The 25,302-nt window shown below is 39.9% G+C and carries 19 protein-coding genes, 7 tRNA genes, 3 rRNA genes and 3 pseudogenes; 26 read left to right on the forward strand and 6 right to left on the reverse strand.

Going from position 1 to position 25,302, the window contains the following annotated elements:
* The first annotated feature begins 80 nt into the window (after positions 1 to 80).
* From MKY30_RS08165 to MKY30_RS08220, 12 genes are all read left to right on the forward strand, one after another.
* Positions 81 to 1,643, forward strand: a 16S ribosomal RNA gene (locus MKY30_RS08165).
* A 253-nt stretch (positions 1,644 to 1,896) separates the two neighbouring features.
* Positions 1,897 to 4,817 (forward strand): 23S ribosomal RNA (locus tag MKY30_RS08170).
* Between the two features lie 60 nt (positions 4,818 to 4,877).
* Positions 4,878 to 4,993, forward strand: a 5S ribosomal RNA gene (gene rrf, locus MKY30_RS08175).
* The 16S, 23S and 5S rRNA genes sit together here with 7 tRNA genes alongside, the layout of an rRNA operon.
* Before the next feature lie 129 nt (positions 4,994 to 5,122).
* A tRNA-Glu gene (locus tag MKY30_RS08180) sits at positions 5,123 to 5,197 on the forward strand.
* Positions 5,198 to 5,202: 5 nt separating this feature from the next.
* A tRNA-Val gene (locus MKY30_RS08185) sits at positions 5,203 to 5,278 on the forward strand.
* A 22-nt stretch (positions 5,279 to 5,300) separates the two neighbouring features.
* Positions 5,301 to 5,377 (forward strand) — tRNA-Met (locus MKY30_RS08190).
* Between the two features lie 4 nt (positions 5,378 to 5,381).
* Positions 5,382 to 5,458: transfer RNA gene (locus tag MKY30_RS08195), tRNA-Asp, on the forward strand.
* Positions 5,459 to 5,553: 95 nt separating this feature from the next.
* Positions 5,554 to 5,629, forward strand: a tRNA-Phe gene (locus MKY30_RS08200).
* A 10-nt stretch (positions 5,630 to 5,639) separates the two neighbouring features.
* Positions 5,640 to 5,713, forward strand: a tRNA-Gly gene (locus tag MKY30_RS08205).
* 10 nt (positions 5,714 to 5,723) lie between these two features.
* Positions 5,724 to 5,797, forward strand: a tRNA-Ile gene (locus MKY30_RS08210).
* 388 nt (positions 5,798 to 6,185) lie between these two features.
* Positions 6,186 to 6,419: a hypothetical protein gene (locus MKY30_RS08215; RefSeq protein ID WP_339284200.1), complete on the forward strand. Its 234-nt coding sequence runs from the start codon at positions 6,186 to 6,188 to the stop codon at positions 6,417 to 6,419.
* Positions 6,420 to 6,647: 228 nt separating this feature from the next.
* Complete coding sequence (locus MKY30_RS08220; protein ID WP_339284202.1) at positions 6,648 to 7,238, forward strand: DNA-binding protein; 591 nt, start codon at positions 6,648 to 6,650, stop codon at positions 7,236 to 7,238.
* 193 nt (positions 7,239 to 7,431) lie between these two features.
* Here MKY30_RS08220 and MKY30_RS08225 read toward each other — a convergent pair whose 3' ends face one another.
* On the reverse strand, positions 7,432 to 8,367 hold the full coding sequence (locus tag MKY30_RS08225; RefSeq protein WP_339284204.1) for an aminoglycoside phosphotransferase family protein: 936 nt from the start codon (positions 8,365 to 8,367) through the stop codon (positions 7,432 to 7,434).
* Complete coding sequence (locus MKY30_RS08230; protein ID WP_341083429.1) at positions 8,364 to 9,251, reverse strand: nucleoside hydrolase; 888 nt, start codon at positions 9,249 to 9,251, stop codon at positions 8,364 to 8,366. Before MKY30_RS08230 ends, MKY30_RS08225 begins: the two co-directional genes overlap by 4 nt.
* A gap of 632 nt (positions 9,252 to 9,883) precedes the next feature.
* Between MKY30_RS08230 and MKY30_RS08235 the strand changes: the two are divergent.
* From MKY30_RS08235 to MKY30_RS08245, 3 genes and pseudogenes are all read left to right on the forward strand, one after another.
* A pseudogene (locus MKY30_RS08235) lies at positions 9,884 to 10,776 on the forward strand (Vgb family protein).
* A gap of 15 nt (positions 10,777 to 10,791) precedes the next feature.
* Complete coding sequence (locus MKY30_RS08240; protein WP_339284208.1) at positions 10,792 to 11,442, forward strand: Vat family streptogramin A O-acetyltransferase; 651 nt, start codon at positions 10,792 to 10,794, stop codon at positions 11,440 to 11,442.
* 359 nt (positions 11,443 to 11,801) lie between these two features.
* A pseudogene (locus MKY30_RS08245) lies at positions 11,802 to 12,073 on the forward strand (CD3324 family protein).
* Between the two features lie 953 nt (positions 12,074 to 13,026).
* Here the strand turns inward: MKY30_RS08245 and MKY30_RS08250 are convergent.
* Positions 13,027 to 13,575 carry an MFS transporter gene (locus MKY30_RS08250; protein WP_341083431.1) on the reverse strand — a complete coding sequence of 183 codons (549 nt, stop codon included), beginning with the start codon at positions 13,573 to 13,575 and terminating at the stop codon, positions 13,027 to 13,029.
* A 442-nt stretch (positions 13,576 to 14,017) separates the two neighbouring features.
* Between MKY30_RS08250 and MKY30_RS08255 the strand changes: the two genes are divergently transcribed.
* The 5 genes from MKY30_RS08255 (at position 14,018) to MKY30_RS08275 (ending at position 17,767) form a co-directional block, all read left to right on the forward strand.
* The gene (locus tag MKY30_RS08255) at positions 14,018 to 14,929 is read left to right on the forward strand and encodes a PhzF family isomerase (protein ID WP_341083435.1); all 912 of its coding nucleotides are present in this window, start codon (positions 14,018 to 14,020) and stop codon (positions 14,927 to 14,929) included.
* A gap of 107 nt (positions 14,930 to 15,036) precedes the next feature.
* Positions 15,037 to 15,405: a hypothetical protein gene (locus tag MKY30_RS08260; RefSeq protein WP_339284212.1), complete on the forward strand. Its 369-nt coding sequence runs from the start codon at positions 15,037 to 15,039 to the stop codon at positions 15,403 to 15,405.
* Between the two features lie 254 nt (positions 15,406 to 15,659).
* Positions 15,660 to 16,904 carry an MFS transporter gene (locus tag MKY30_RS08265; RefSeq protein WP_246145023.1) on the forward strand — a complete coding sequence of 415 codons (1,245 nt, stop codon included), beginning with the start codon at positions 15,660 to 15,662 and terminating at the stop codon, positions 16,902 to 16,904.
* A gap of 150 nt (positions 16,905 to 17,054) precedes the next feature.
* Entirely contained in the window at positions 17,055 to 17,297 is a 243-nt protein-coding gene (locus MKY30_RS08270) for a Uma2 family endonuclease (protein ID WP_341083438.1), read from the forward strand.
* Positions 17,298 to 17,329: 32 nt separating this feature from the next.
* Positions 17,330 to 17,767, forward strand: coding sequence for a VOC family protein (locus tag MKY30_RS08275; RefSeq protein WP_339284214.1), 438 nt, complete (start codon positions 17,330 to 17,332; stop codon positions 17,765 to 17,767).
* Between the two features lie 165 nt (positions 17,768 to 17,932).
* Here the strand turns inward: MKY30_RS08275 and MKY30_RS08280 are convergent, their stop codons facing one another.
* The 3 genes from MKY30_RS08280 to MKY30_RS08290 all read right to left on the reverse strand — a co-directional run bounded on the left by MKY30_RS08280 (position 17,933) and on the right by MKY30_RS08290 (position 21,265).
* The gene (locus MKY30_RS08280; RefSeq protein ID WP_339284215.1) at positions 17,933 to 18,403 is read right to left on the reverse strand and encodes a DinB family protein; all 471 of its coding nucleotides are present in this window, start codon (positions 18,401 to 18,403) and stop codon (positions 17,933 to 17,935) included.
* A gap of 96 nt (positions 18,404 to 18,499) precedes the next feature.
* Positions 18,500 to 19,174: a DUF899 domain-containing protein gene (locus tag MKY30_RS08285; RefSeq protein WP_339284217.1), complete on the reverse strand. Its 675-nt coding sequence runs from the start codon at positions 19,172 to 19,174 to the stop codon at positions 18,500 to 18,502.
* 363 nt (positions 19,175 to 19,537) lie between these two features.
* Positions 19,538 to 21,265, reverse strand: a complete 1,728-nt coding sequence (locus tag MKY30_RS08290) for an ABC transporter ATP-binding protein (RefSeq protein WP_341083445.1) — start codon at positions 21,263 to 21,265, stop codon at positions 19,538 to 19,540.
* 378 nt (positions 21,266 to 21,643) lie between these two features.
* Here MKY30_RS08290 and MKY30_RS08295 point away from each other — a divergent pair, with 378 nt between their 5' ends.
* From MKY30_RS08295 to MKY30_RS08320, 6 genes and pseudogenes are all read left to right on the forward strand, one after another.
* On the forward strand, positions 21,644 to 22,246 hold the full coding sequence (locus tag MKY30_RS08295; RefSeq protein ID WP_156985928.1) for a methyltransferase domain-containing protein: 603 nt from the start codon (positions 21,644 to 21,646) through the stop codon (positions 22,244 to 22,246).
* Positions 22,247 to 22,364: 118 nt separating this feature from the next.
* A pseudogene (locus MKY30_RS08300) lies at positions 22,365 to 22,460 on the forward strand (MerR family transcriptional regulator); the annotation flags it as partial.
* Positions 22,461 to 22,631: 171 nt separating this feature from the next.
* The gene (locus tag MKY30_RS08305) at positions 22,632 to 23,531 is read left to right on the forward strand and encodes an ABC transporter ATP-binding protein (RefSeq protein ID WP_339284220.1); all 900 of its coding nucleotides are present in this window, start codon (positions 22,632 to 22,634) and stop codon (positions 23,529 to 23,531) included.
* Between the two features lie 16 nt (positions 23,532 to 23,547).
* Entirely contained in the window at positions 23,548 to 24,294 is a 747-nt protein-coding gene (locus MKY30_RS08310; protein WP_147208851.1) for an ABC transporter permease, read from the forward strand.
* Positions 24,295 to 24,316: 22 nt separating this feature from the next.
* Positions 24,317 to 24,766, forward strand: a complete 450-nt coding sequence (locus tag MKY30_RS08315; protein ID WP_147208853.1) for a LytTR family DNA-binding domain-containing protein — start codon at positions 24,317 to 24,319, stop codon at positions 24,764 to 24,766.
* Between the two features lies 1 nt (position 24,767).
* Complete coding sequence (locus tag MKY30_RS08320) at positions 24,768 to 25,178, forward strand: DUF3021 family protein (RefSeq protein ID WP_341083452.1); 411 nt, start codon at positions 24,768 to 24,770, stop codon at positions 25,176 to 25,178.
* Positions 25,179 to 25,302: the final 124 nt, after the last annotated feature.

Consider the following 25,302-nt stretch of genomic DNA (forward strand, 5'->3'; position numbering starts at 1 on the left):
TACGAAAGAAGAAAAACACCTCGTTTTTCTTGAATATTTAAGTCAGAAGTTGACTTCTGAAAGCTAAAGAAACAAACACTTTTATGGAGAGTTTGATCTTGGCTCAGGACGAACGCTGGCGGCGTGCCTAATACATGCAAGTCGAGCGCGGGAAGCGGACAGAACTCTTCGGAGGGACGTTCGTGGAACGAGCGGCGGACGGGTGAGTAACACGTAGGCAACCTGCCTGTAAGACTGGGATAACTCGCGGAAACGCGAGCTAATACCGGATAATACTTATCATCTCCTGATGGTAAGTTGAAAGGCGGCTTTTGCTGTCACTTACAGATGGGCCTGCGGCGCATTAGCTAGTTGGTGGGGTAATGGCTCACCAAGGCGACGATGCGTAGCCGACCTGAGAGGGTGATCGGCCACACTGGGACTGAGACACGGCCCAGACTCCTACGGGAGGCAGCAGTAGGGAATCTTCCGCAATGGACGAAAGTCTGACGGAGCAACGCCGCGTGAGTGATGAAGGTTTTCGGATCGTAAAACTCTGTTGTCGGGGAAGAACAAGTATGATAGTAACTGATCGTACCTTGACGGTACCCGACCAGAAAGCCACGGCTAACTACGTGCCAGCAGCCGCGGTAATACGTAGGTGGCAAGCGTTGTCCGGAATTATTGGGCGTAAAGCGCTCGCAGGCGGTTCTTTAAGTCTGATGTGAAATCTTGCGGCTCAACCGTAAACGTGCATTGGAAACTGGAGGACTTGAGTGCAGAAGAGGAGAGTGGAATTCCACGTGTAGCGGTGAAATGCGTAGAGATGTGGAGGAACACCAGTGGCGAAGGCGACTCTCTGGTCTGTAACTGACGCTGAGGAGCGAAAGCGTGGGGAGCGAACAGGATTAGATACCCTGGTAGTCCACGCCGTAAACGATGAGTGCTAGGTGTTAGGGGGTTTCCGCCCCTTAGTGCTGAAGTTAACGCATTAAGCACTCCGCCTGGGGAGTACGGCCGCAAGGCTGAAACTCAAAAGAATTGACGGGGACCCGCACAAGCGGTGGAGCATGTGGTTTAATTCGAAGCAACGCGAAGAACCTTACCAGGTCTTGACATCCTTTGACCGCTCTGGAGACAGAGTTTTCCCTTCGGGGACAAAGTGACAGGTGGTGCATGGTTGTCGTCAGCTCGTGTCGTGAGATGTTGGGTTAAGTCCCGCAACGAGCGCAACCCTTGATCTTAGTTGCCAGCATTTAGTTGGGCACTCTAAGGTGACTGCCGGTGACAAACCGGAGGAAGGTGGGGATGACGTCAAATCATCATGCCCCTTATGACCTGGGCTACACACGTGCTACAATGGACGGAACAAAGGGAAGCAAGCCCGCGAGGTCAAGCAAATCCCATAAAACCGTTCTCAGTTCGGATTGTAGGCTGCAACTCGCCTACATGAAGCCGGAATCGCTAGTAATCGCGGATCAGCATGCCGCGGTGAATACGTTCCCGGGTCTTGTACACACCGCCCGTCACACCACGAGAGTTCGTAACACCCGAAGTCGGTGAGGTAACCTTTTTGGAGCCAGCCGCCGAAGGTGGGACGAATGATTGGGGTGAAGTCGTAACAAGGTAGCCGTATCGGAAGGTGCGGCTGGATCACCTCCTTTCTAAGGATATATAACGGAATTTTGTACTTGGTTGTTTGGTTCAGTTTTGAGAGAGCAATCTCTCAAGGAACTTCTGTTAAAACCGTCACGTCCATGTGACAACACAGAAGTCACCACATCCGTGTGGAAGCTTGTACCTTGAAAACTAAATAAGAGTAACAACGACATCAAACTTTAGAAATAAGGCAAAAAAGCTATTGATATAGCAACACAACTGATTACGAAGTAATCAGCAAACTTATTCCAAAACTTTAGTTAAGTGAATAAGGGCGCACGGTGGATGCCTTGGCACTAGGAGCCGATGAAGGACGGGACTAACACCGATATGCCTCGGGGAGTTGTAAGTAAACTTTGATCCGGGGATTTCCGAATGGGGGAACCCACTGTTCGTAATGGGACAGGACATCTATCTGAATACATAGGGTAGATGAGGCAGACCCGGGGAACTGAAACATCTCAGTACCTGGAGGAAGAGAAAGAAAAATCGATTTCCTGAGTAGCGGCGAGCGAAACGGAAAGAGCCCAAACCAAGAAGCTTGCTTCTTGGGGTTGTAGGACACTCCATTGGAGTTACAAAGAAATTCTTTAAACGAATCGACTTGGAAAGGTCAGCCGAAGAAGGTAACAGCCCTGTAGTTGAAAAGGAATTTCCTCCGGAGTGTATCCTGAGTACGGCGGAACACGTGGAATTCCGTCGGAATCCGGGAGGACCATCTCCCAAGGCTAAATACTACCTAGTGACCGATAGTGAACCAGTACCGTGAGGGAAAGGTGAAAAGCACCCCGGAAGGGGAGTGAAATAGAACCTGAAACCGTGTGCCTACAAGTAGTCGGAGCCCGTTAATGGGTGACGGCGTACCTTTTGTAGAATGGACCGGCGAGTTACGATTGTATGCAAGGTTAAGTGGAAGACACGGAGCCGTAGCGAAAGCGAGTCTGAATAGGGCGAATGAGTATGCGGTCGTAGACCCGAAACCGTGTGATCTACCCATGTCCAGGGTGAAGGTCAGGTAACACTGACTGGAGGCCCGAACCCACGTATGTTGAAAAATGCGGGGATGAGGTGTGGGTAGCGGTGAAATTCCAATCGAACACGGAGATAGCTGGTTCTCTCCGAAATAGCTTTAGGGCTAGCCTCAAGATCGTGAGTACTGGAGGTAGAGCACTGATTGGACTAGGGGCCCCTACCGGGTTACCGAATTCAGTCAAACTCCGAATGCCAGTTACTTCAACTTGGGAGTCAGACTATGGGTGATAAGGTTCATAGTCGAAAGGGAAACAGCCCAGACCGCCAGCTAAGGTCCCAAAGTATACGTTAAGTGGAAAAGGATGTGGCGTTGCACAGACAACCAGGATGTTGGCTTAGAAGCAGCCATCATTGAAAGAGTGCGTAATAGCTCACTGGTCGAGTGACGCTGCGCCGAAAATGTACCGGGGCTAAACGTATCACCGAAGCTGCGGATTGTTCTTACGAACAATGGTAGGAGAGCGTTCAAAGTGCAGAGAAGTCAGACCGTGAGGACTGGTGGAGCGCTTTGAAGTGAGAATGCCGGTATGAGTAGCGAAAAAAGAGTGAGAATCTCTTTCACCGAATGCCTAAGGTTTCCTGAGGAAGGCTCGTCCTCTCAGGGTTAGTCGGGACCTAAGCCGAGGCCGACAGGCGTAGGCGATGGACAACAGGTTGATATTCCTGTACCACCTCATGATTGTTTGAACAATGGGGGGACGCAGGAGGATAAGGAGTGCGCACTGATGGATGTGCGTCCAAGCATGCGAGGAAGTCAGATAGGCAAATCCGTCTGACATATTTCTGAGCTGTGATGGGGAGGGAAATAGAGTACCGAAGTTCCTGATTTCACACTGCCAAGAAAAGCCTCTAGTTAGATCATAGGTGCCCGTACCGCAAACCGACACAGGTAGGCGAGGAGAGAATCCTAAGGTGAGCGGGAGAACTCTCGTTAAGGAACTCGGCAAAATGACCCCGTAACTTCGGGAGAAGGGGTGCTCACTTGTGAGTGAGCCGCAGTGAATAGGCCCAAGCGACTGTTTAGCAAAAACACAGGTCTCTGCGAAGCCGAAAGGCGAAGTATAGGGGCTGACACCTGCCCGGTGCTGGAAGGTTAAGGGGAAGAGTTAGCTCTTCGGAGCGAAGCTTTGAACCGAAGCCCCAGTAAACGGCGGCCGTAACTATAACGGTCCTAAGGTAGCGAAATTCCTTGTCGGGTAAGTTCCGACCCGCACGAAAGGTGCAACGACTTGGGCACTGTCTCAACGAGAGACCCGGTGAAATTATACTATGCGTGAAGATGCGCATTACCCGCGACAGGACGGAAAGACCCCGTGGAGCTTTACTGTAGCCTGATATGGAATGTTTGTGCAGTTTGTACAGGATAGGTGGGAGCCTTTGAAGCGTGAGCGCCAGCTTACGTGGAGGCACCCGTGGGATACCACCCTAACTGTATGACCATTCTAACCCAGGACCGTAATCCGGTTCGGAGACAGTGTCAGGCGGGCAGTTTGACTGGGGCGGTCGCCTCCTAAAAGGTAACGGAGGCGCCCAAAGGTTCCCTCAGAATGGTTGGAAATCATTCGTAGAGTGTAAAGGCAGAAGGGAGCTTGACTGCGAGACCTACAAGTCGAGCAGGGACGAAAGTCGGGCTTAGTGATCCGGTGGTTCCGCATGGAAGGGCCATCGCTCAACGGATAAAAGCTACCCCGGGGATAACAGGCTTATCTCCCCCAAGAGTTCACATCGACGGGGAGGTTTGGCACCTCGATGTCGGCTCATCGCATCCTGGGGCTGTAGTCGGTCCCAAGGGTTGGGCTGTTCGCCCATTAAAGCGGTACGCGAGCTGGGTTCAGAACGTCGTGAGACAGTTCGGTCCCTATCCGTCGTGGGCGTTGGAAGTTTGAGAGGAGCTGTCCTTAGTACGAGAGGACCGGGATGGACACACCGCTGGTGTACCAGTTGTTCCGCCAGGAGCATAGCTGGGTAGCTACGTGTGGAAAGGATAAGTGCTGAAAGCATCTAAGCATGAAGCCCCCCTCAAGATGAAACTTCCCATCACTTCAAGTGAGTAAAATCCCTCAGAGACGATGAGGTTGATAGGTCCGAGGTGGAAGCGTGGCGACACGTGCAGCTGACGGATACTAATCGATTGAGGACTTATCTAAGTTTTTTGATGTCACGTTACTCTTATTTAGTTTTCAGGGTGCAAATCCTAAATAAATAAGTCTGGTAGCGATAGCGAAGAGGTCACACCTGTTTCCATGCCGAACACAGAAGTTAAGTTCTTCAGCGCCAATGGTAGTTGGGGGATTCCCCCTGCAAGAGTAGGACGCCGCCAGGCAATCCTTATTTCACAGTACCTTAATGGTAGAACTTCGGTTAATAACCGACTGGTCGTAGATTTGAAGTTTAACTTTTAAAATCTGCCTGTGAAATTATTTATTTTCCTATTAACTGGAAAATAATACCTGGCCCGTTGGTCAAGCGGTTAAGACACCGCCCTTTCACGGCGGTAACACGGGTTCGAATCCCGTACGGGTCACCAATAATGGAGGATTAGCTCAGCTGGGAGAGCACCTGCCTTACAAGCAGGGGGTCGCAGGTTCGAGCCCTGCATCCTCCACCATATAAGACTTATAAATTCATATCGCGGGGTGGAGCAGTCTGGCAGCTCGTTGGGCTCATAACCCAAAGGTCGCAGGTTCAAATCCTGCCCCCGCAACCAAAATGGTCCGGTAGTTCAGCTGGTTAGAATGCCTGCCTGTCACGCAGGAGGTCGCGGGTTCGAGTCCCGTCCGGACCGCCATATACCACCTTGGATCAACTGATAGAACCGCTGACTTGTAATTAGAGAGTCACAGGTTCGAATCCCTTTAATTCTTCCATACATAATAGTTAATTGGCTTGGTAGCTCAGTCGGTAGAGCAGAGGACTGAAAATCCTTGTGTCGGCGGTTCGATTCCGTCCCGAGCCACCATCTTAAATATGCGGGTGTAGTTTAGTGGTAAAACCTCAGCCTTCCAAGCTGATGATGAGGGTTCGATTCCCTTCACCCGCTCCATTATTAAAGTGGGCCTGTAGCTCAGCTGGTTAGAGCGCACGCCTGATAAGCGTGAGGTCGGTGGTTCGAGTCCACTCAGGCCCATTACTTATATATATTTATGATGCAAATCTCATACATTTGTATGTTAATATAAGAATTATCATGATGACCTTAACTCATGCCCAACAGCCTTCTAAGCTGCGGGTCAATGATTTAAACCCTCTCTATGAGGTCTTTTTTTAGGAAAATTACTCGATGACTGGAAGCTACTCCCGTAAAGAAGACAAGTTGTGAGAGAGTTTTTTTTTTGCATACATATTTATAACTTTCCCTCTTTGTTTGCTCCATTTTTCTCTTCAAAATCCTTTTTGCCGTATATAGCACATTCAATCGAAATTTATTTCAAAATAAAATTAGCCCTCAGCTTCAAACTAAATTATGAGGATGCTATAATTGGTTTTTCAAACTATCTTTAAAGGGAGAAATATACATGCAATTATACGACAAACCAATGAGAGCGTATTTACATAATGATTTAGCAGCCTTTGAATCAGAGGAAAATGACAAACATCTTATTTATTTTTTTGAAAAGGGTTACGTAACAGTTCTTGGTGAGTTTGATTCTGATAAGCATGCTGGAGGAAAAGCCTGTATTATTTTTAATCAGGATGATGTGATATCTGTTGAAAAAGGAATGCTGCGTTTTATTGATGTTAAGAGTTAATGAAAATAATAATAGAGCTAATGTTGAAAAATGAGCTTATTTGTGCTGTTAAAACTGCATTGCAGCTAGATGGGATGATCAAGTAGCCATTAGAAGAAACATCTTTTAGTTCGGCATTCAAAAATGTGACAGATAAGTTTATCGTGCCCCTTTCAATAGTAACGGAAGACCAAAATAAATGTTAAACTGGAATAATATATTTATTTCCCGGAAGGAGTTTAGTTACCCATGAGTAGTCCACTTCCTAAAATCGGTAAGCCTGCAATGAATGCCCTTCATCATATAAATATTAAAACAATTGAAGATGCTGCTAGGCTTGATGAAACAACACTGCTTAAAATTCATGGTGTCGGACCAAAAGCAGTCAGCATATTAAGGGATACACTAACAGAAAAAGGATTAAAGTTTGCGGAGAGTAATCAGCTCTCATTCACTCCTGACTTTGCAGTTCTTGGTGATTTAAAATGTGACAATGCCCCCAAAAGAAGAATTATTCGTGATTTTATTATAGGGCGTGCCGCCGGCAAGGAAGAAATATTAAAAGATGTCTTAACGGAGGACGTTATATGGTGTGTGATTAATAGGGAGGAGATTCATGGATTTCTGAACTTTTCTCAAAAAGTATCTGAAACAGATTACCCTGTCAGCAGCGTGGAAATAGCTATGAATCTTACCCATGGTAAAGAAGGAGCTTCACATACAACCATGACGTTAAATGATGGCAGACAGATTTATATTGCAGATTTTTTTGGGTTTGCCAGCAATAAAAAAGACGCTAAGATTAAAATGATTACAACTTATTTTGCGGGCCAATATTAATTCGGTTTCATGATCGACAATGCTTTTTGGATTAATTTGTGTGGAAGTCAAGAAAACCGGTGTTTCGTATAAAAATCCGGTTTTCTTGACTATTAAAAAGTTATTTGTATCGTTTAATTGACAAAGAGCATCTAAAGTTTTTTAAGATAGACTCTTGCCCTAATTTGTAATAGTAATCTAAAAGAATAAACAGCTACCTTTTATCTGACCAAGCCTCTGCAACTGCTAACAAATCTTTACCGGATTTATTGTCAATTGCCAGCAATAATAATCCAGTGGAGACACACTGAAGGAAGCCCCATTCCCAAATGGCTTGTTTGTCCACACCTGTTAGCATACTCAAATGGGCACACCGTTCCATACCTTTTTCTACAGGATGGTGCTTGTATTCTTCAGTCCATTCTCTCATCAAAACACCTAAATCATAAGCTTTTTCGTAGATTATGCCATCTGGATCAATCAATTTAAACTGATTTTCTTTGGATGTATCTTGTAAAATATTCGTGTTATGGGCATCCCCGTGAACGAGTACATGATTTTTCGGATTCTCTTCCTTATGTCTTGAGTGGAGAAAACGATAGGCAAATGCAATCGTCCCCTCTGAGCATGGGTAATTTAACGATTTCCAGGTGCTTTCAATAAACCCGCTAAACCAAGAAAAAACCTCTTTGTTGCTTTGCAATGTGGAATGCTGGAAAGGAACAGTCCATGTTTTTTGTAAGGTTGAGCAAATAATGTTAATCTGCTCAAGAACTGGTTTGCCAGTCTCTTTTAAAGGTTTCCCGAGGCGTCCTAATAAAGAAGCCTTTTTATCGTAATCATAGGCAAATAATTTTACATATCCATTGCCGTTTGCCAGCTCTAAAGCTTTTATCGCATTAGAAAAATCAACTTGCCAGACACTATCAGGCATTTCCATTTTTATTACATACTCGTTTCCTTGCCCGTTTACTGCATTTGCTACAAAAGCAGTTGAACCGCCAAATAAGGTTTGTCCAACTTTAATTTTCCATTGGTTTTCAAGTTCTAAAATAACATCGTTCAGTTTCTCCAGCCATTTTTTCCCGGCTTCACCATTGGCAGTGGCTCTGCTGATTACAAGTGGTGGAATTTCTCTTTCATACTTCATATAACTTTATTTAATGTAGATAATAAGATGTGGTAGAAAGCTTCTTTATCTACCGTTCTTGCAATGTCTACATTTCCATTTTTATTTGTTGTAAAGAATGTGGAACCCATCGATGATTCCTCATTTGTTTCAACGGCGACAAAGCCTTTTTCAAATTGGCATATTTCCGGGTGGAAAATGGAAACGGCCACTAAAGGGTCATGTAACGTTAATTGATTGGAGCTTTCTAACCAGGCATTCCCAAAGTCGAGAACTGCTTTGGTTAAACTTGAATTTGTGTGAAACAATTCATTTGCCCGTGCTGCTTCAATAGTAAGCCTCCCCGTAACCTCAAGTGGAATAGCTTTATGGGCTTTTACGTTGGAAGCAAACACGATTTTTGATGCCAGTGGATCTGCCCAGGAGTTCCAATTATACCAAGGCTCAGGCAATGGTTCTTTTGCAAAATATCCATTCATCAGATATAGACCTTTTAATAGACCGGGAGCGTCCGGATAGTCACGAAATAGAGCAGCAATATTCGTCATATTGCCAATACCGATTAGAGTAATGTCATGTGGATGGTCTTTAATCTGTTGATACATGAACGCTGGAGCATCCGCTTTTTTATAGGTATTATGCTTCCAATTAGATAATGCCGAAGCACCGTCCGGCGTTGGATATACCGGTACAGGTTGCAGTGTTGTATCCAGGCCTGCAACAATTGAGATTTCCCGGCCAGCTGCTTTGCAGATCGCATCAGCAACAGCGGCTCTTTTTTCTGGTTCACCGCATACGGTTGTAATCCCCATTAAACTGCATTGAGGTTCATTTAATAAGTATGCCAGGCACACTGCATCGTCAATATCGCCGCCAATATCTGTATCAAGTAATATTTTTTTCATAATAAATACCTCCTGTAATAATAGAAATTCTTAATACAAGAGTTCTTTGCAAATCCCCATGCTGCACCTCCTTTTTCATGATTGTATCATACGTAACAAATGATGTTTAGAGCCAGTGAGGTTAATTTTAGGCATTCTTTGGGATACAAAATTCATAAACGTTCAGTTGGTGGAGGTATTTTTATATGAAAACTTATATTATTTGCTAACAGATGTAATAATAGCTTGATTTTTATAAACCACTATGTTTAAACTTAAAGCAGATAAACGTTGAAAGGGTGAAAAGAGTACATGATTTATTAATCCTATTTATAAGAAAAACATTCGTTATAGGTCACGAAACGTTTTCTGGATAGGATAAGTCTGTGCTTTTTTACTCCAATAATACGAAACAGAAAAATATTGGTACATCATCCTCCTATTCAGAAACCTGACATTTATAACATTGCATTTTCCGAATAGGATTCATCATGTACTTCATAATAATCAAAAGGTATTTTCTTTTTGTTATTTATGATTACCTCCTGTTCAGAATATGAATTGGGGGTTTTTAATATGTCTATCTCTATAATAGCTGGATAATACGTTTAAGAAGCTCGTTAAAAAATCTAATGGTTAAATGGAGGAATAGGATGAAAATGAATATAACAGAATTTACAATCGCTAAAGCTGATTCCGGTCCTTATGGTATTGCTGCAGCAAAAGACGGAAATATTTGGTTTACCCAATATAAAGCAAACCAAATAAGCTGCATCAATAAGAATGGGGAAATAAAAGAGTATGAAGTACCCACTCCAAACGCAAAGCTGATGTGCTTAACTGTCTCATCCAGCGGTGATATCTGGTTTACAGAAAATGCTGCCAATAAAATAGGGAAACTGACAACAGCAGGTAATTTTACAGAATACTTATTGCCGTATCCTGATTCAGAACCGTATGGAATAGCAGAGGGACTAAATGGTGATATATGGTTTACGCAAATGAAGGGAGCCCGTATAGGAAAGCTGAACGCTGATGGTATGATTCATGAATATGATTTGCCCAATAAGGAATCCTATCCTGCTTTCATTACTTTGGGTTCAGACAACGCACTTTGGTTCACTGAAAATTAAAATAATGTCATTGGAAGGATTACAGATGCAGGGGAGCTAACAGAGTATCCTATACCAACAGCATCATCAGGCCCGGTCGGTATTACTACTGGTTCAGATGATGCTGTCTGGTTTGTCGAAATCATTGGAAATAAAATAGGGCGAATCACGACAGATGGGAAAATTACAGAATTTGATATACCAGCTTCAAATGCACGTCCGCATACGATTGCTCCAGGAACAAATAATGATATATGGTTTACGGAGTGGGGACAAATAAAATTGGTCAGATTTCGCTTACAAATGGAAAGATAAATGAATATGACATTCCAACATCAACCTCAGAACCTCATGGCATCACATGCAATGAAGATGGAGAGATATGGTTTGCGTTAGAGTGTAATAAAATAGGCTGTATTAGAAAAAATTCATAAAAAGGGCGTGAATATATGACAGAAATAATAAAAGGGCCGGATCCAAATCAAATATATCCGATAGCTGGAAATAAAAATGTTCAGTTTATCAAACCATTGCTGACAAAAAAGAATATCGAAGCTGGTGAATACACGTATTATGACAGTAAGAATGGAGAGTCTTTTGAAGATCAAGTTTTATATCTTTATGAATTAATAGGGGATAGATTGATTATCGGAAAGTTTTCTTCGATAGGGCCTGGAGTTACTTTTATCATGAATGGAGCGAATCATCGCATGGATGGTTCTACTTACCCTTTTAATATATTCGGAAATGGCTGGGAAAAGCATACACCCTCGCTGGATATGCTGCCTCTAAAGGGAGATACAATTATTGGTAATGATGTCTGGATCGGTATGGATGCTATGATTATGCCTGGTGTAACCATAGGGGATGGAGCGATTATTGGAGCCGGCTCAATCGTAGCAAAAGATGTTGAACCATATACCATTGTGGGAGGAAATCCTGCTAATCAAATCAAAAAAAGATTTTCTGAATCTAAAATAAAAGAGTTGTTACAGATAAGGTGGTGGGATTTAGATATTCAGGTTATTAACAATCATATGGATGCTATTCTTGGTTTAGATATGGAAGTGCTTAGGAAGGTTTCTAAGGGCGGTTATTAAATAAATTTATGTTCATTTTATAATTCCGAAAGATGTATATGATTTACAGGAGAGATCAACCCTGTAACGGCTTTGGAAACAATTCTGTTTTCAATACCATGTTAAAAGTATCTAAAGCGGTTTTTTAAAGTTAAACAATTATATATGGTAAGTGAAAAAAGGAGATGATTCCAGTGAGTTCGAGAGTTCCAATGATTGGTATGGTACTTGTTAAACTCCACGCAAAGTCTATATTATGAACAATAGTGGTACTTTGTGTGGAGTAAAATAATAACCGCCTAACTGGCCTGATAGGAACAGTTTATAGTATAAACTTTGCTGCTTTAAAATTAATTACATTTTTAAGAGGCGGAGTTAGAATGAGATATATAAAAGCTGATTATGTTTTCCCAGAAGAGTTACTTAAAGAAATACAGAGATATGTACACGGCGAGTTAATTTATATTCCGAAAATGCGGGAGGAAAGAAAAAATGGGGAGAAAAAACAGGGGCCAGAGAATATCTGGATCAAAGAAACGCTGAAATTAGCAGGAAATTCAGTGCTGGAATATCTATTGATAAACTCTCAGAAACTTTTTGTCTTTCCTATGATAGTATTAAAAAAATTGTTTACTCAAAAAATACAAAATAACAAAGGGCTTGAGGAGAAAATCATCCTCAGGTCTTTTTTGTGCATACTTGATTATAAATTATTTTATATATAGATGAAGTATAAAAGCTGTTATACAGCTCACCCCTCGCCCTTATTAGTATGGGAGCCAGTTATTTTATCATTGCATTTGAATGATCTTTCCTCCATTTTATGTGCCCAGACTAAGTACAGATAAGCTATAGACGAGGATAACATTGTCAACAGCAGGAAATACAAGATAGCTATTTTAGATTCGAAAAAATGTAACATGATAGAAACAATCATAATCCCGATAATACTGCCCATTTGACGAAGTAGATTAACCAAAGAAGAAATTTCATTGTGGTACATTTTGCTCGTCGTCAAAAATGCTGTATTCATTAGTACCGGTGCTATTGCCCCGGAGAAACCTAAAAGAATGAAACTAATTAAAATGAAACTGGGCACACCCGAAATTCCAAAATAAATGCACAATATGGAACTGCCGCAAATAATTGCAAATAAACACAGCTGTTGTGTAAATGTTTGCCCAATCCTGTTAACTAATATTAGTGATAAAAATGAGGATATCAACATGGCTGATACGGTTAAGGGCAGAAATTTAATACCTGTCTCCAGTGAAGATAGATATAGGTTATCTTGGAAATAAATAGACAGAAAATACATTATCCCATATATCGAAAAATTGTATGTGAATCCATTTAATAAACTGGAAATGTTTAGCCTTGAAAACATTTGTCGTTGTATAACATGCGTAAGGTTTTGTTGAAACTTCCTGCTATAAATACTTCCCAAAATCAGCAGCAAAAGAATTCCTGCTATCAATAAAAACGGGGTCTCATACATTCTTTTGTATTCATGAGTAATATATACAAATGTCAACATCAACAGAACAATCATTATCTGTTCCTTCATAAATAGCGATGTTTGTTCCTTTTTTACGTCTTTGATAGCTATGATGCGGTTAAAATAACGATCAAAGAAAAAGGAATATTGATTAAAAAGACACTCTGCCATCCCCACAGCTCATTTAAAAATCCGCCGACCATTGGTGAAAATGCGAATACCATACCTGAAGTACCTGACCATACGCCAAAAGCAATAGCTCGTTTTTTAGGCTCTGTTACGGTAGATGATAAAAGCTTTGTTGCGATAGGTGCGAACAAAGCAGCACCAATTCCTTGAATAATACGAGCAATGACTAGCTCTACATAGACATCTGATAAACCACATAATATGGAGCCAATCATAAAAATAGTAATTCCAAAAATAAATGCATTTTTTGCACCTATTCGCTTACTGATTCTGGCGAATAATAATATCAACGAAGCGAATGCCAGAACATAGCTATTGACGATCCATGATGTTTGGGAGATTGTTAAATCCATTTCTCTTCGTAATTCAGGAATAAGAATGTTTACAATGTTTGTATCCAAGATAATTAAAAAAGTGCCAATACAAATACTTACTAAACTAATCAGCTCTTGCTGTGAATATTTCATAGAAATCAACTCATTTCAAATATATTTGAAATGTCAAGAGAAAAAGATTATAATAAAGCTATGAATAATATTAAAGTAACAGACGTCTTTAAAGTACTTCAGGATCCAATACGTGTTCGGATAATTGAGATGTTGCGATTTGATCAGGAAAGGAGAGTTTTTTTACCGGATACACTCGAATCAAAAGATGGGTTTTGTCCAGAGGATATATTGAATATTTTACAAGCAGAGGAGGTCCAAATTTCAAATACTAAATTGTCTTATCATCTCAAAGAACTGAGAAAAAATGAAATAATTTTTTTAGCCAAGGAGGGAAAAAGGAATTTTTATCTTTTTAACCAAAATGGGTTAAGACCAATTCTAAATTGGATGAATCTTATCCATAAATAAATGTAAAATCAAAGTAATTAAATAATGATTTATCGCCTTATAGGAGGTTATTGTGAAAAGATATCAAATTTATCAAGTAGATGTTTTTACGCAAGAAAAGTTTCAGGGAAACCCTGCTGGAGTAGTTCTGGACGCAGAAGGTTTAGATGTTAATCAAATGCAAAATATCGCCCGGGAAATTAATTGTTCGGAGACGGCTTTTATTTTTCCTCCAGAATCATCTAATCATGATTTTAGGGTACGGTATTTTACGCCAACTACCGAAGTTCCTGTTTGTGGACATGCCACCATAGCTGCTCTCTATGTATGGGCGCATCACAATAATATGACTGATTTTTCAAGAATCAAAATTAAAACGGAAGCCGGAATATTACCTATAGAGATTACAGAAAAAAATAATGATTATCAAATCGTTATAACGCAAGAGAAAATTGAATTTGGACCGATCATTAAAGGAATTGATAAAGAACGACTGCTTTCTGCCTTTGATCTTACACCGGATGCACTTCATAATCAGTGTCCGATTCAAATCGTTTCGACTGGACACTCGAAAGTACTGATTGGTATTAAATCAAGAGATAAGCTTAATCAATTATCTCCTAATATGAATTTGCTTGTTAAGCTTAGTAAACATATTCAGTGTAATGGATACTTTGTTTTTACACTTGATTCAAAAGATACCAATATATTAACTTACGGAAGAATGTTTGCACCGGCTATCGGAATAAATGAAGATCCTGTTACCGGAAATGCCCATGGTCCTGCAGGTGCTTATCTAGTTCAACATCAGTTGATGCCATTAAAAGGGAGAATGTTTCATTTCTCAGGAGTACAAGGTGAAGCAATAAAACGTACAGGGATAGTGGATGTTACCGTTCATTGTAATAATCAAAAACCGGTACAAGTTCAAATTGGAGGTTATGCAGTTATCGTTTTTCAAGCAGAAATCACGATTGGAAATTAGTTCTGCAGCCAATTCATATAATATATTATTGTGTAGAGGAGCAATCCAAAAGAAGTGGAGAGAACCAGCAAATGGTATAGTAAAGAAAAATAACGGAGGTATCCTGTATGAAAATGACAAAAGGAGAATTTGGTGGTGGAAATAACATAGCTTTAAAAATTCCTAAATTTAAATACAACGAGACAGTGCATTTTTATAAGGAGGTAATAAAACTGCCGTACTTGGGTTTCATGTCGGATTCACATGCCTTTCAGTTAGGCGAAGCTACATTGTGGCTGGATTGTATGGATAATTATTCTCAACAGGATGTATGGCTAGAGCTTCAGACAGACGATGTTAAGCACGCAGCAGAGTACTTACAGGAGAATCATGTTGATAGAAGAGATGAAGTGGAATTATACGAGAACTCAGATGGTTATTGGATTTCGGATCCTTGTGGAACAATCCTTAGAGTCAATTTACGAAAACAGAATTAAAATAATCCAGGTATGTAAGTTTATGCGGCCGCAATTGAGCTGATTGAATCGGGTGTTATAAGCTTAATTTTTTGATTTTTATAATAAAATTGCACTGTTTTGCCTCTTTGGTTATGATTTTACCTAAAGGGGGATGAAAAAATATCTAAAATTGATATGTTGGTTAAAGAAGGAAGAGCATCTGGAAGTAAGGTAGACGGTTATTTATGGCCGAGAATTCAAAATGTTTCCCAGCTTGAAAGGAGAAGCCTCTTATGATGAAACTCAGAGAACATAAAAGCTTTGTTCGTTTTTGGGTAGCTTCGGCCAGTTCGACCTTTGGTATGTTTATTTTGACTCTGGCTCTTCAGGTATTGGTAGTGGTTAATATGGGAGGAAGCGCTGTAGATGTTGGCTGGGTATCAGCATCCAGGTGGATTCCTTATATACTACTTGGATTACTGGCAGGGGTTTTGATTGACCGTTTCCATCGAAAGACTGTGCTGGTAGTCACTAATATTGGGCGTGGCATGCTGCTGGTTATGATTTGCCTGCTGGCAGTCACGGAGGTAATCAATATTGGCTGGTTAATGATCATGCTGATTCTATTTGGTGTCATGTCGCTATTTAATGATGCTGCGTACCAGTCCTTTGTGCCACAATTAGTTCCTCGTCCCTTGCTAATACGGGCTAATGCACGGCTGGAGCAAGTTTCAGCTGTTGCCGAAACGAGCGGGCCAGCAATTGCCGGTGGACTCGTCTCTTGGATTGGTGCTCCGTTTACTATTCTAGTAAACGCTGTTTCGTATTTATTTTCAGGAGTTCTAATGGCAACAATAAAGCATAAGCCTTTAGAAAAGTCTGCAACGGATGGCCGAATTGGCAAACAAATTAAAGAAGGTCTGCAATGGATGTACCGGCACCAATACCTTCGAACGCTTGCTTTAAATACGCATGCTTGGTTCTTATTTCATAGCATGATGATTACCATATTCGTGACATTTATTTTAATCGAACTGGGTTTTAAGGAATCCCTTCTTGGATTTTTACTTGCAGCAGGAGGAGTTGGTGCTGTAATTGGTACCTCCTTATCCAATCGAGCTGGCATGCGCTTCGGTGTTGGAAAGTCTATGGCTTTTTCCCGGATTCTTTATGGGCCGGCAGTGATTCTGATGGTACTTTCCCCGGCAGCGAATGACTCTGATACGCAGATTATTGCACTTATATTTGTGATCTTAGGTCAGCTTTTTTATGGTTTTGCTATGGGAATTGAAGGACCGCTTGAAATGGGATATCGCCAATCTGTTACTCCTTTGCACTTACAAGGCCGTATGAATGCCACTTTAAGATCGATCAATCGTAGTATGGTGGTAATTGGTGCACCATTAGGTGGTGCAATTGCTGACGGGATAGGTTTTCGACAGGCTTTGTGGATTTCGATTGTTGGACTTATATTATGTGGGCTATGGTTCGCGCTATCATCAATGCGGAAAGCTCAGTTTAAAGAAGATGATGAGTAATATTTTCGATTTATGATATGATATTTGTAAAGTATTCGTGGAAAGGAATGATTATAATGCCCATTCCAAATAAAAAAAATATTCGTATGCTGATTATCTGACCTGGGATGAAGGGGGAAGACTTGAATTAATTGATGGCGATATTTCAATATGTCACCTGCCCCTTCACGCAGGCGTCAGCAGGTTCTCAGAGAGCTATCTACTGCTTTTTCTGTTTTCTTAAGAGAAAAGGAATGTGAAGTATTTTTTGCTCCTTTTGATGTGCGGTTATTAGTGGATAATAAGCAAGACAATGATATAAATAATGTTGTTCAACCTGATTTATCTATTGTATGTGATCAAGAAAAACTGGATGACAAGAGGTGTAACGGATCACTAGATATTTTTATGTGATAAGCTTTAGGGGAAAAATAGGAGGAAAATATATGAAGGTTCAACGAATAGATCATATAGGTATCATTGTAAATGATCTTCCTGCTGCTAAAGCCTTTTTTCTTGAGCTTGGACTTAGAGAGCTTGGGGAGGCGGAAGTGGAAGGAGAATGGGTGGAACAGATTATTGGGCTTCCTGATGTGAAAGAAACGGTAGCTATGTTAGAAGCACCCGGTGGGGAAGCAAAGATAGAACTGGTTAAATTCCATTCACCATTAGACGAATATGATGTTCAGCATCCACTGCCAAATACACTGGGACTCAGGCATATTGCTTTTGCTGTTGAGAATATAGAAGCTATTGTTGCCAAATTGGAAAAGGCAGGCGCAGAAATCTTTGGTGAGATACAAAACTATGAAAATGTTTATAAATTATGCTACATTCGCGGGCCGGAGGGAATTATATTAGAATTGGTGGAGGAAATTGGATAAAATAATGAAAGATAATAGAACAACAGGTGACCAGCTGAGCAGGATATATTTCTGAAAATAAGGAAAAGCCTTTTTCACGAATATATCCTGCTTCTTTTTAGGAGTAAAGTGAATGAATTTTCATAGTTGCAAAATCCACAAATATGGATTTCTACCTTCATCAGGTTAGCTTTTAAATGCCTGAAATTCTATCACACGTTTCATTTCTTCTATTTTTCCGATATGAATGGCCTCATGAACATTTACAAAACCAGCTAACTCTCCAAAGGTTTCCAGGCCAAAGAAAGGTTTTTCAATTCTTTCCTGTAATTGTCTGGGAGGAATTTGTTTGAGACGCTGTAATTGATCCTTCAGCTGAGCAATCAGTGTATTTACATCCGGTATATCTCCATTCCAATCAGCGGGCTTTGTACCTGTTTCAAATAATGCAACATAGTTGTCAGGAAGGTTGTTCATTTTTTCGGGAAAGTCAAATATTAATTGTTCACAGGCCGTTAAAACATGACCTATATGCCAATGGATATTATTATTAAAAACATCTGGCTGTATATTTGCTATTTCTTGAGGAATGGATTCTGCAACCTTAATAAACCAGCCTCTGGTCATTTCAAATTTCTTAAAAACTAATTCAGTCATATGATTATCTCCTCTTTAAAAAATATCGACCTTATCGCAATCTTCCCGAAGATATCAGGTAATAAAAATCATATAATCCATTTTGGAGTATGCCTATTAATTATCATATTTATGATGAAGGCGCCACCACTGATATGGCTTTGTTTTTGGCCATCCATCCGGTGAGTTTTCCCAGGTTTCCTGGCGTCCAAAAGGTGTCAGGTCCAGGAATGTCCAGTTACTGCCGAGCGTCTCGATACCGCGCCAGGATGTAAAGTAGGTTTGGTAAATACTGCTGCCGGCACGAAGGAAAACACTCAGACCGAAGCCTGATCCAGCACCGCTATCTGTGTTAAAATCCTTATGACCAAACGTGGAGTACCATGGAATTGTCCACTCCATTTGCTTCTTTACCTGGCCAATTTCAGCATATGGTGCGCGAGATATAAGCGCGAAGGAAGTGTCACGGGCATGCAGGTGGGCAAGGTGGCCAATATTGTCTACAAACATCGAGCATCCAGAACAGGGTGCTTCATCTCCTGGTTCCAACATAAAGTGATAGGTGAGAAGCTGACGACGTCCTGCAAATAGATCTAATAAACGGATTGTACCGTTCGGACCTTCAAGCATGTATTCTTTCTCCAAAGGGACCATTGGCAGCCTGCGGCGTTCTGCAGCTAACGCATCTCGAGCACGAGTGGCTTCCTTTTCTTTTTTTAGCAATTCCTTGCGTGCAGTATGCCATTCATCACGGGAGACAATCTCGGGCAATGCTGTGTTCTTTTCTGGCATGACGAATCTCTCCTTTCATAAGTAAATGATATGTTGCTTTGTATAGATATGGACTGTTTTGATGCTTCTTCTTTATCTTAGCATTCTTCGTTTTTATATAATTCTTCTCAATTGCTATGTTCCTGCTTGTTTTGGATCAAATCATTGTTATTCAGTGCGGTGACTGCTAAGACGATGTCCCATTTAATTTTTTCCACATACATAATGAATGGAAGATGGAATGCGTTTGCCAAAAAAATTCTAAAACAAAAAAATCGCTATTAATTTCCTGTTAATAGCGATTTTTTTATTTCAAAATAAGTTATATTCATAAAACTTACTAAAAAACACATGTAGCATTTTTTCTGACCATTTAAAAAAATATTAATCTGTACTGGATGTTTCCAAATACATCCTCCTGTAATATCCATGGTTTTTCATCAATTGTTCATGCGTGCCAATTTCCTCAATCCCTTTATTAGAAAAAACGTATATCCTATCCGCATTTCTAATCGTTGAAAGGCGATGAGCAATGACAATCGTCGTGCGGTTCTCAGACAATCGTTCTAATGAATTTTGTACGATTCTCTCACTCCTATTATCCAATGAACTCGTAGCCTCATCAAAGATGACTATTTTTGGGTTCTTTAAAAAGACTCTAGCAATACTAAGTCTTTGCTTTTGCCCACCGGATAATTTAGCTCCTTTTTCACCAATTAATGTTTGATAGCCATGGGGCAGCTGCATTATAAAATCATGTGCATTGGCTTGTTTTGCTGCCTCTATAACACTTTTCTCATCTGCATTTGGTTTCCCGTATTTTATATTATCTATTATTGTACCGGAATACATATAAACATCTTGCTGAACGATACCAACCTGCTTCCTTAATGCAGTTAATTCCAAATCTTTGATATCCATACCATCTATTTGTATCTGCCCATATTGTATATCATAAAATCTTGGTATTAACGAGGCTATCGTCGATTTCCCTATTCCGGACGGTCCAACGAAAGCAATGTACTCACCCGCATTGATTTTGAGATTTAAATGATTAATTATATTTTTCTCGTTATAACGGAAGGTAACATTTTTAAATTCTATATTGCCACGTATATTGTCTAATTGTTGTGGTTTCGCTGAGTTTTTAATAGCTGGATCGATTTGTAAAATCTCATAAAATCGATTAAAACCGGATATTCCTTCTCTATATTGAACAGTCAGCTTAACAAACACTTGAATTGGTGTTGTGATATAAGTTATATATAAAATAAACGTTAATAAGTCAGTAATTGTAATGTCGTCCTGTAAAATTAATAAGGAACCGGTTACGATTATGATGATCGGAAGTGCTTGTGTGAGCGAATTTATTGATTCACTATAAAATGCTTCATTTTTGTGAACCAGCTTTTTAATTTCAATAAGCTGTTTATTATAAACTTTATACTGTTCCAATTCACTTTTTTCATTTGTAAATGCCTTTGTAACCTTGCTTCCGTTTAATGAATTCTCCAGAAAACCGCTAATTTCTCCCGTCATTTCTTTGTCAGACTTATAAACATGGAAAAGCTTTCTTTGGAAATACCATGTGATGCCCAAAAAAATGGGGACGAAGAGAAGCAGTACGAGTGTCAGCTTCATACTTATAAAGGAAAGTATGATAATAGCCCCGAAAAATCTTAATATATACATTAACAAATCTTCCGGACCATGATGATATAATTCGGATAAATTATATAAGTCATGCGTTAATCTGGATAATAAATTACCTGTACTGTTAGTATCAAAAAACGAATGTGGCTGCCGGTGTATATGGTGAAACAGTTCTTCACTCATATCCTTTTCCATTCTGTTCCCCATAACATGCCCATAATAATCAACAAAAATATGAGCAAGAAATTGGATCAGGATTAGCGCAATCATGGATGCCCCTAACAAATAGATAAAAGATACATTTTCCTGAGAAAAGTTATTTATCAGGTTATCCGTCATATATTTTATGATTAGCGGAATCGAGAGCGTAATAATTGTGACTAATAATGACGCAAACAAAGTACCAGCAAAAATCTTCTTATATGGCCTGTAATAAGATATAAATTTTTTAATTTTCATTAATGTCTCCTTAATATGTTTGGTAATGATTTACCAATAAATTAAGGATGTTTATTTTATTGGTAAATCAACATCGTAAACACTCCAAAAAAGTTCCGTATATGCGATCAATCACTGTGTTTGTTTTATTTAGCCTCATTTTATTTCCTCCCAACTCTTATTAATTGCATTTATTATAACAGGGTAAAAATAATAGTCAATTCCGTAAATTCTTATAATTATTATGGCTAGGTACTGTGAAAAGGATTGCTCTGAAAGGTGAAATACAATAAATTTAACTTAATAGATAAAAAGATACTGTAAAAAAGATTGAACCCTTCAAGAATTACGATTGAGATTACATAAAAAGACTTGAATAAAAAAGAATTGAGGGATGATATGGATCGCAAAGCACTCATTAAAAAGTTTGATAAGCAGGCCGGAAAATATGATAAAAGACGAAAGAATGACCAATGGTCCAGGTTTCGCCAACGAATTTTTCAGGAAGCAGAGGGAAAAGTGCTGGAGGTTGCTATTGGATCAGGTCTTAATTTCCCTTTTTATCGCAGTGATATTGAATTGACAGGGGTGGACTTTAGTTATGAAATGTTGATAATGGCAGAGCGTGCGGCAACAGATTACCCTTTTCCATCTACATTTATACAAAAAGATGTTGAAACGATGGCGTTTAACGATAATAGCTTTGATACAATTATATCCTCCACCAGCTTTTGTGCTTACCAGAAGCCTGTCGATGTCCTGAATCGGTTTCAAAAGTGGTGTAAACCAGAAGGTAAAATACTGATGCTGGAGCATGGTATTAGTACAAATAAAATCCTGGCAGGGATACAAAAACTGATAGATCCTTTGGCGGTAAAGGTTGAAGGATGTCATCAGAACAGAAATATTTCTGATATTGTAGATAGCTCTGACGTAAAGCTTATCAAGGAAGAGCGTTACTTGGCAGGTGCTTTATATCTGATATGGGCAAAACCAAGTTGATAAATAAAAACACATTTTTTTAGCATCATGACTGGAAACCTTGTTGTGCAGCGCGCATAGTTTTGACTGCAAATGTGATTCGGTTTAGAAAAGCAAGAAGAGATACGAGGAGTGTTTAATGTATGCCATTGGACAAGTAGCTAAATTTTTAGGTGGACCCAGAGATACCTTAAAGTTTTATGAAGAAAAGGAGTTAGTAAATCTTGAGCAGGATACATGAGATGAGTTTGCTTATAGTTGCAACACGTACTAGGCTAATCACTAACCCGCATATATTTTATGCGGGTAATTCAACATGTCATACATATAACTCTGCATGTTATACCATACTCTTCCGCACCATCCCGTTCCTTTGTCATAATAGAGTTGAAAGGAGATGGTGACCATGCTGACAATTAATAACGTAACAAAGCATTACGATAAAACAGAGGCTTTAAAACATGTTTCCATTACCATTCCTGGAGGAGCCTGCTATGGGCTGGTCGGCCCCAACGGTGCAGGTAAATCCACATTAATTAAAATGATTACATCTATTATTCGCGACTACGAAGGAAAAATCGAATTTAATGAAAAACGAATCACTGACAAAACAAAGCAGAAATTAGGCTATGTTCCACAGGATATTATTTTAGAAGAGGACATCTCAGCATTCAGTAATTTACAGCTGTTTGGCAGGTTATACAATTTAAAAGGAAACAGTCTGAATCAGCGGATAAAAGAAGTGCTGGCACTAATTGGCCTCAGTGAGAGGGGGAAAGATAAAGTATTTGCGTTTTCAGGAGGGATGAAGCGCAGGCTAAATATTGGGTGTGCACTGATGCATAACCCAGATCTGATTATCATGGATGAACCGACTGTCGGCATAGATCCTCAATCAAGAAAATATATTTTTAAAATGATTGAAGATCTGAAAACAGCTGGAAAGACAGTAATCTATGCCAGTCATTATATGGAAGAGGTTGAAAAGCTCTGTGATTACGTAGCATTTCTTGATCGCGGAGAAATGATTGAAAACGGCGCAATAAGTGAATTACTCCAGCAATATGCTGTTCCCTCCATTTATGTAAAAGGAAGCGGCATTCCTCAGGACAAATTAGAACAATATGGAACCGTATCGCAGGAAGATGGGGCATTTATACTTTATACAGAAAAAGCCCTGGAGGCAATGGAGCATATTATTTCCTACTGCAGGGAGAATCGTCTGGATGTAGAAAGAATGGAGCTTGTTCATCCCCGGCTGGAAGATGTTTTTTTCAGATTAACTGGAAGTAACTTGAGAGACTAAATAAGGAGGTGTTACAATGAATGCAATTATGATCGTTGAATTAAAGAAGCATTTGCAGGATAAAGGGCTTGCTTTTTGGATGCTGATTCTGCCTATTTTATTTACTGTTTTATTTATTTCTGTATTTACAACAGGTGATAATGAAGTAGTCAATCAGGAAATTATTCAGTCCATTGTGCCGGGATATATCGTGATGTTTGTATTTTTTATTATGATTTCGATGGTGCAGGTGTTTATTAAAGATAGGAATAGAGGGATGACAGCCAGGCTTGCAAGCACACCGCTCAAAAGCTATTATTATCTGCTTGGAAAATGGCTTCCATTTACTTTTATTGTGATTATTCAGATTGTTGTGTTATTTTTATTCGGAAAAGTAGTTTATGATGTTTCATTGGGGCAGCCAATCATTTTGTTGATTTTGTCCTTGTTCATTACGTTTACAGTGACAGCAATTGGGCTCGCAATGGCGCTTACTGTAAATACAGAAAATATGGGAATTGCACTCACACAAATCATTGCTCTGGGTGGAGCGATGCTGAGCGGATTATGGATGCCGCTTGAAATGATGCCGGACTTTATGCAGACAATCGCTCACTTTCTGCCTCAGTACTGGGCACACCAGTCTTTTCAGGATGCTATGGCAGGAACGACTCAGGTACCGGAGCTTCTCCAGACTTTGGTTGTATTATTTGCAATCGGGGCAGCAGCATTTATTATTGCCATCATCCGCTATCCCTATTTTCTGAAAAGAGCCGTAAAATAGCGGGAGATATGGGGGAGATGGAATGAAAATAAACATCGATATCGATGATAGCCATGAAGAGACGCGGATAACCATTCAAGCGAAGGAATGGACACAGGAGCTGCAGGAGCTCGTAAATATGATCAATAAGAAAAAACAGCAGCGTTTACCAGGTGTAAATCAGGAACAAACGGTGCTTTTGGAGCCAAAGGAAATTGATTACATTTATGCCGAGAAAAGAAAAATATATGCTGTGTCCAAGAGTTCGCATATTGAAGTGAAAATGAAGCTCTATGAAGTGGAGGAATTCCTGATTTCCTATGATTTTATGCGCTTTTCAAAGTCTGTTATCGGAAATATTCATCGTATTGAAAAATTTGAAGCCTCCTTTAACGGAAATTTATGTGTTTATTTTCAGTCCGGAAGCAAGGAATATATTACACGGAAATATGTAAATGCCATTAAAGAAAAATTAATTCAAGGAGGGCAGTAAAATGATACTCGAAGCTTTAAAGCGGTCTGTTGTTGGAATAGCTTTTGGAGGTATATTAACGTTTATTGCCCTCACTATTATGAAATTTAATGAATACGAAGCCAACGTTTCAGAAATTTGGATGCATATGGGAGCCAGTATGCTATTAGGAGTATACTTTGGTGTCTCCTCGCTTATTTTTGGAGACAGCGGCAGCAATCTCGTTAAAAAGTCCATTATTCATTTTATTCTCTCTTATAGTGTCTGGCTTATTATTGCCAGTATAGTTGGCTGGATACCTCTTAATGCACCAGTTATCTTAGGAAGCAGTCTGTCATTTAGCTTATTATATCTGCTAAACTGGTTTGGATGGTTCCTTTACTTTAAGAAAGTGGAAACAACTTTAAATAATTATCTGACAAAAAATAAATAAACAGAGTTACACTTCTTATGAAAGAACTCATCCTGAAAAAACATTTTCAGAAAGGGTTCTTTTTATTTTCTGGTGTGTTAATATAAGAATATACGTTCTGATTAGCCGGTTGTTTAAATATGAG

Origin of the sequence: Oceanobacillus sp. FSL W8-0428 (assembly GCF_038004405.1) — a bacterium.
Lineage (GTDB): Bacteria > Bacillota > Bacilli > Bacillales > Amphibacillaceae > Oceanobacillus > Oceanobacillus sojae.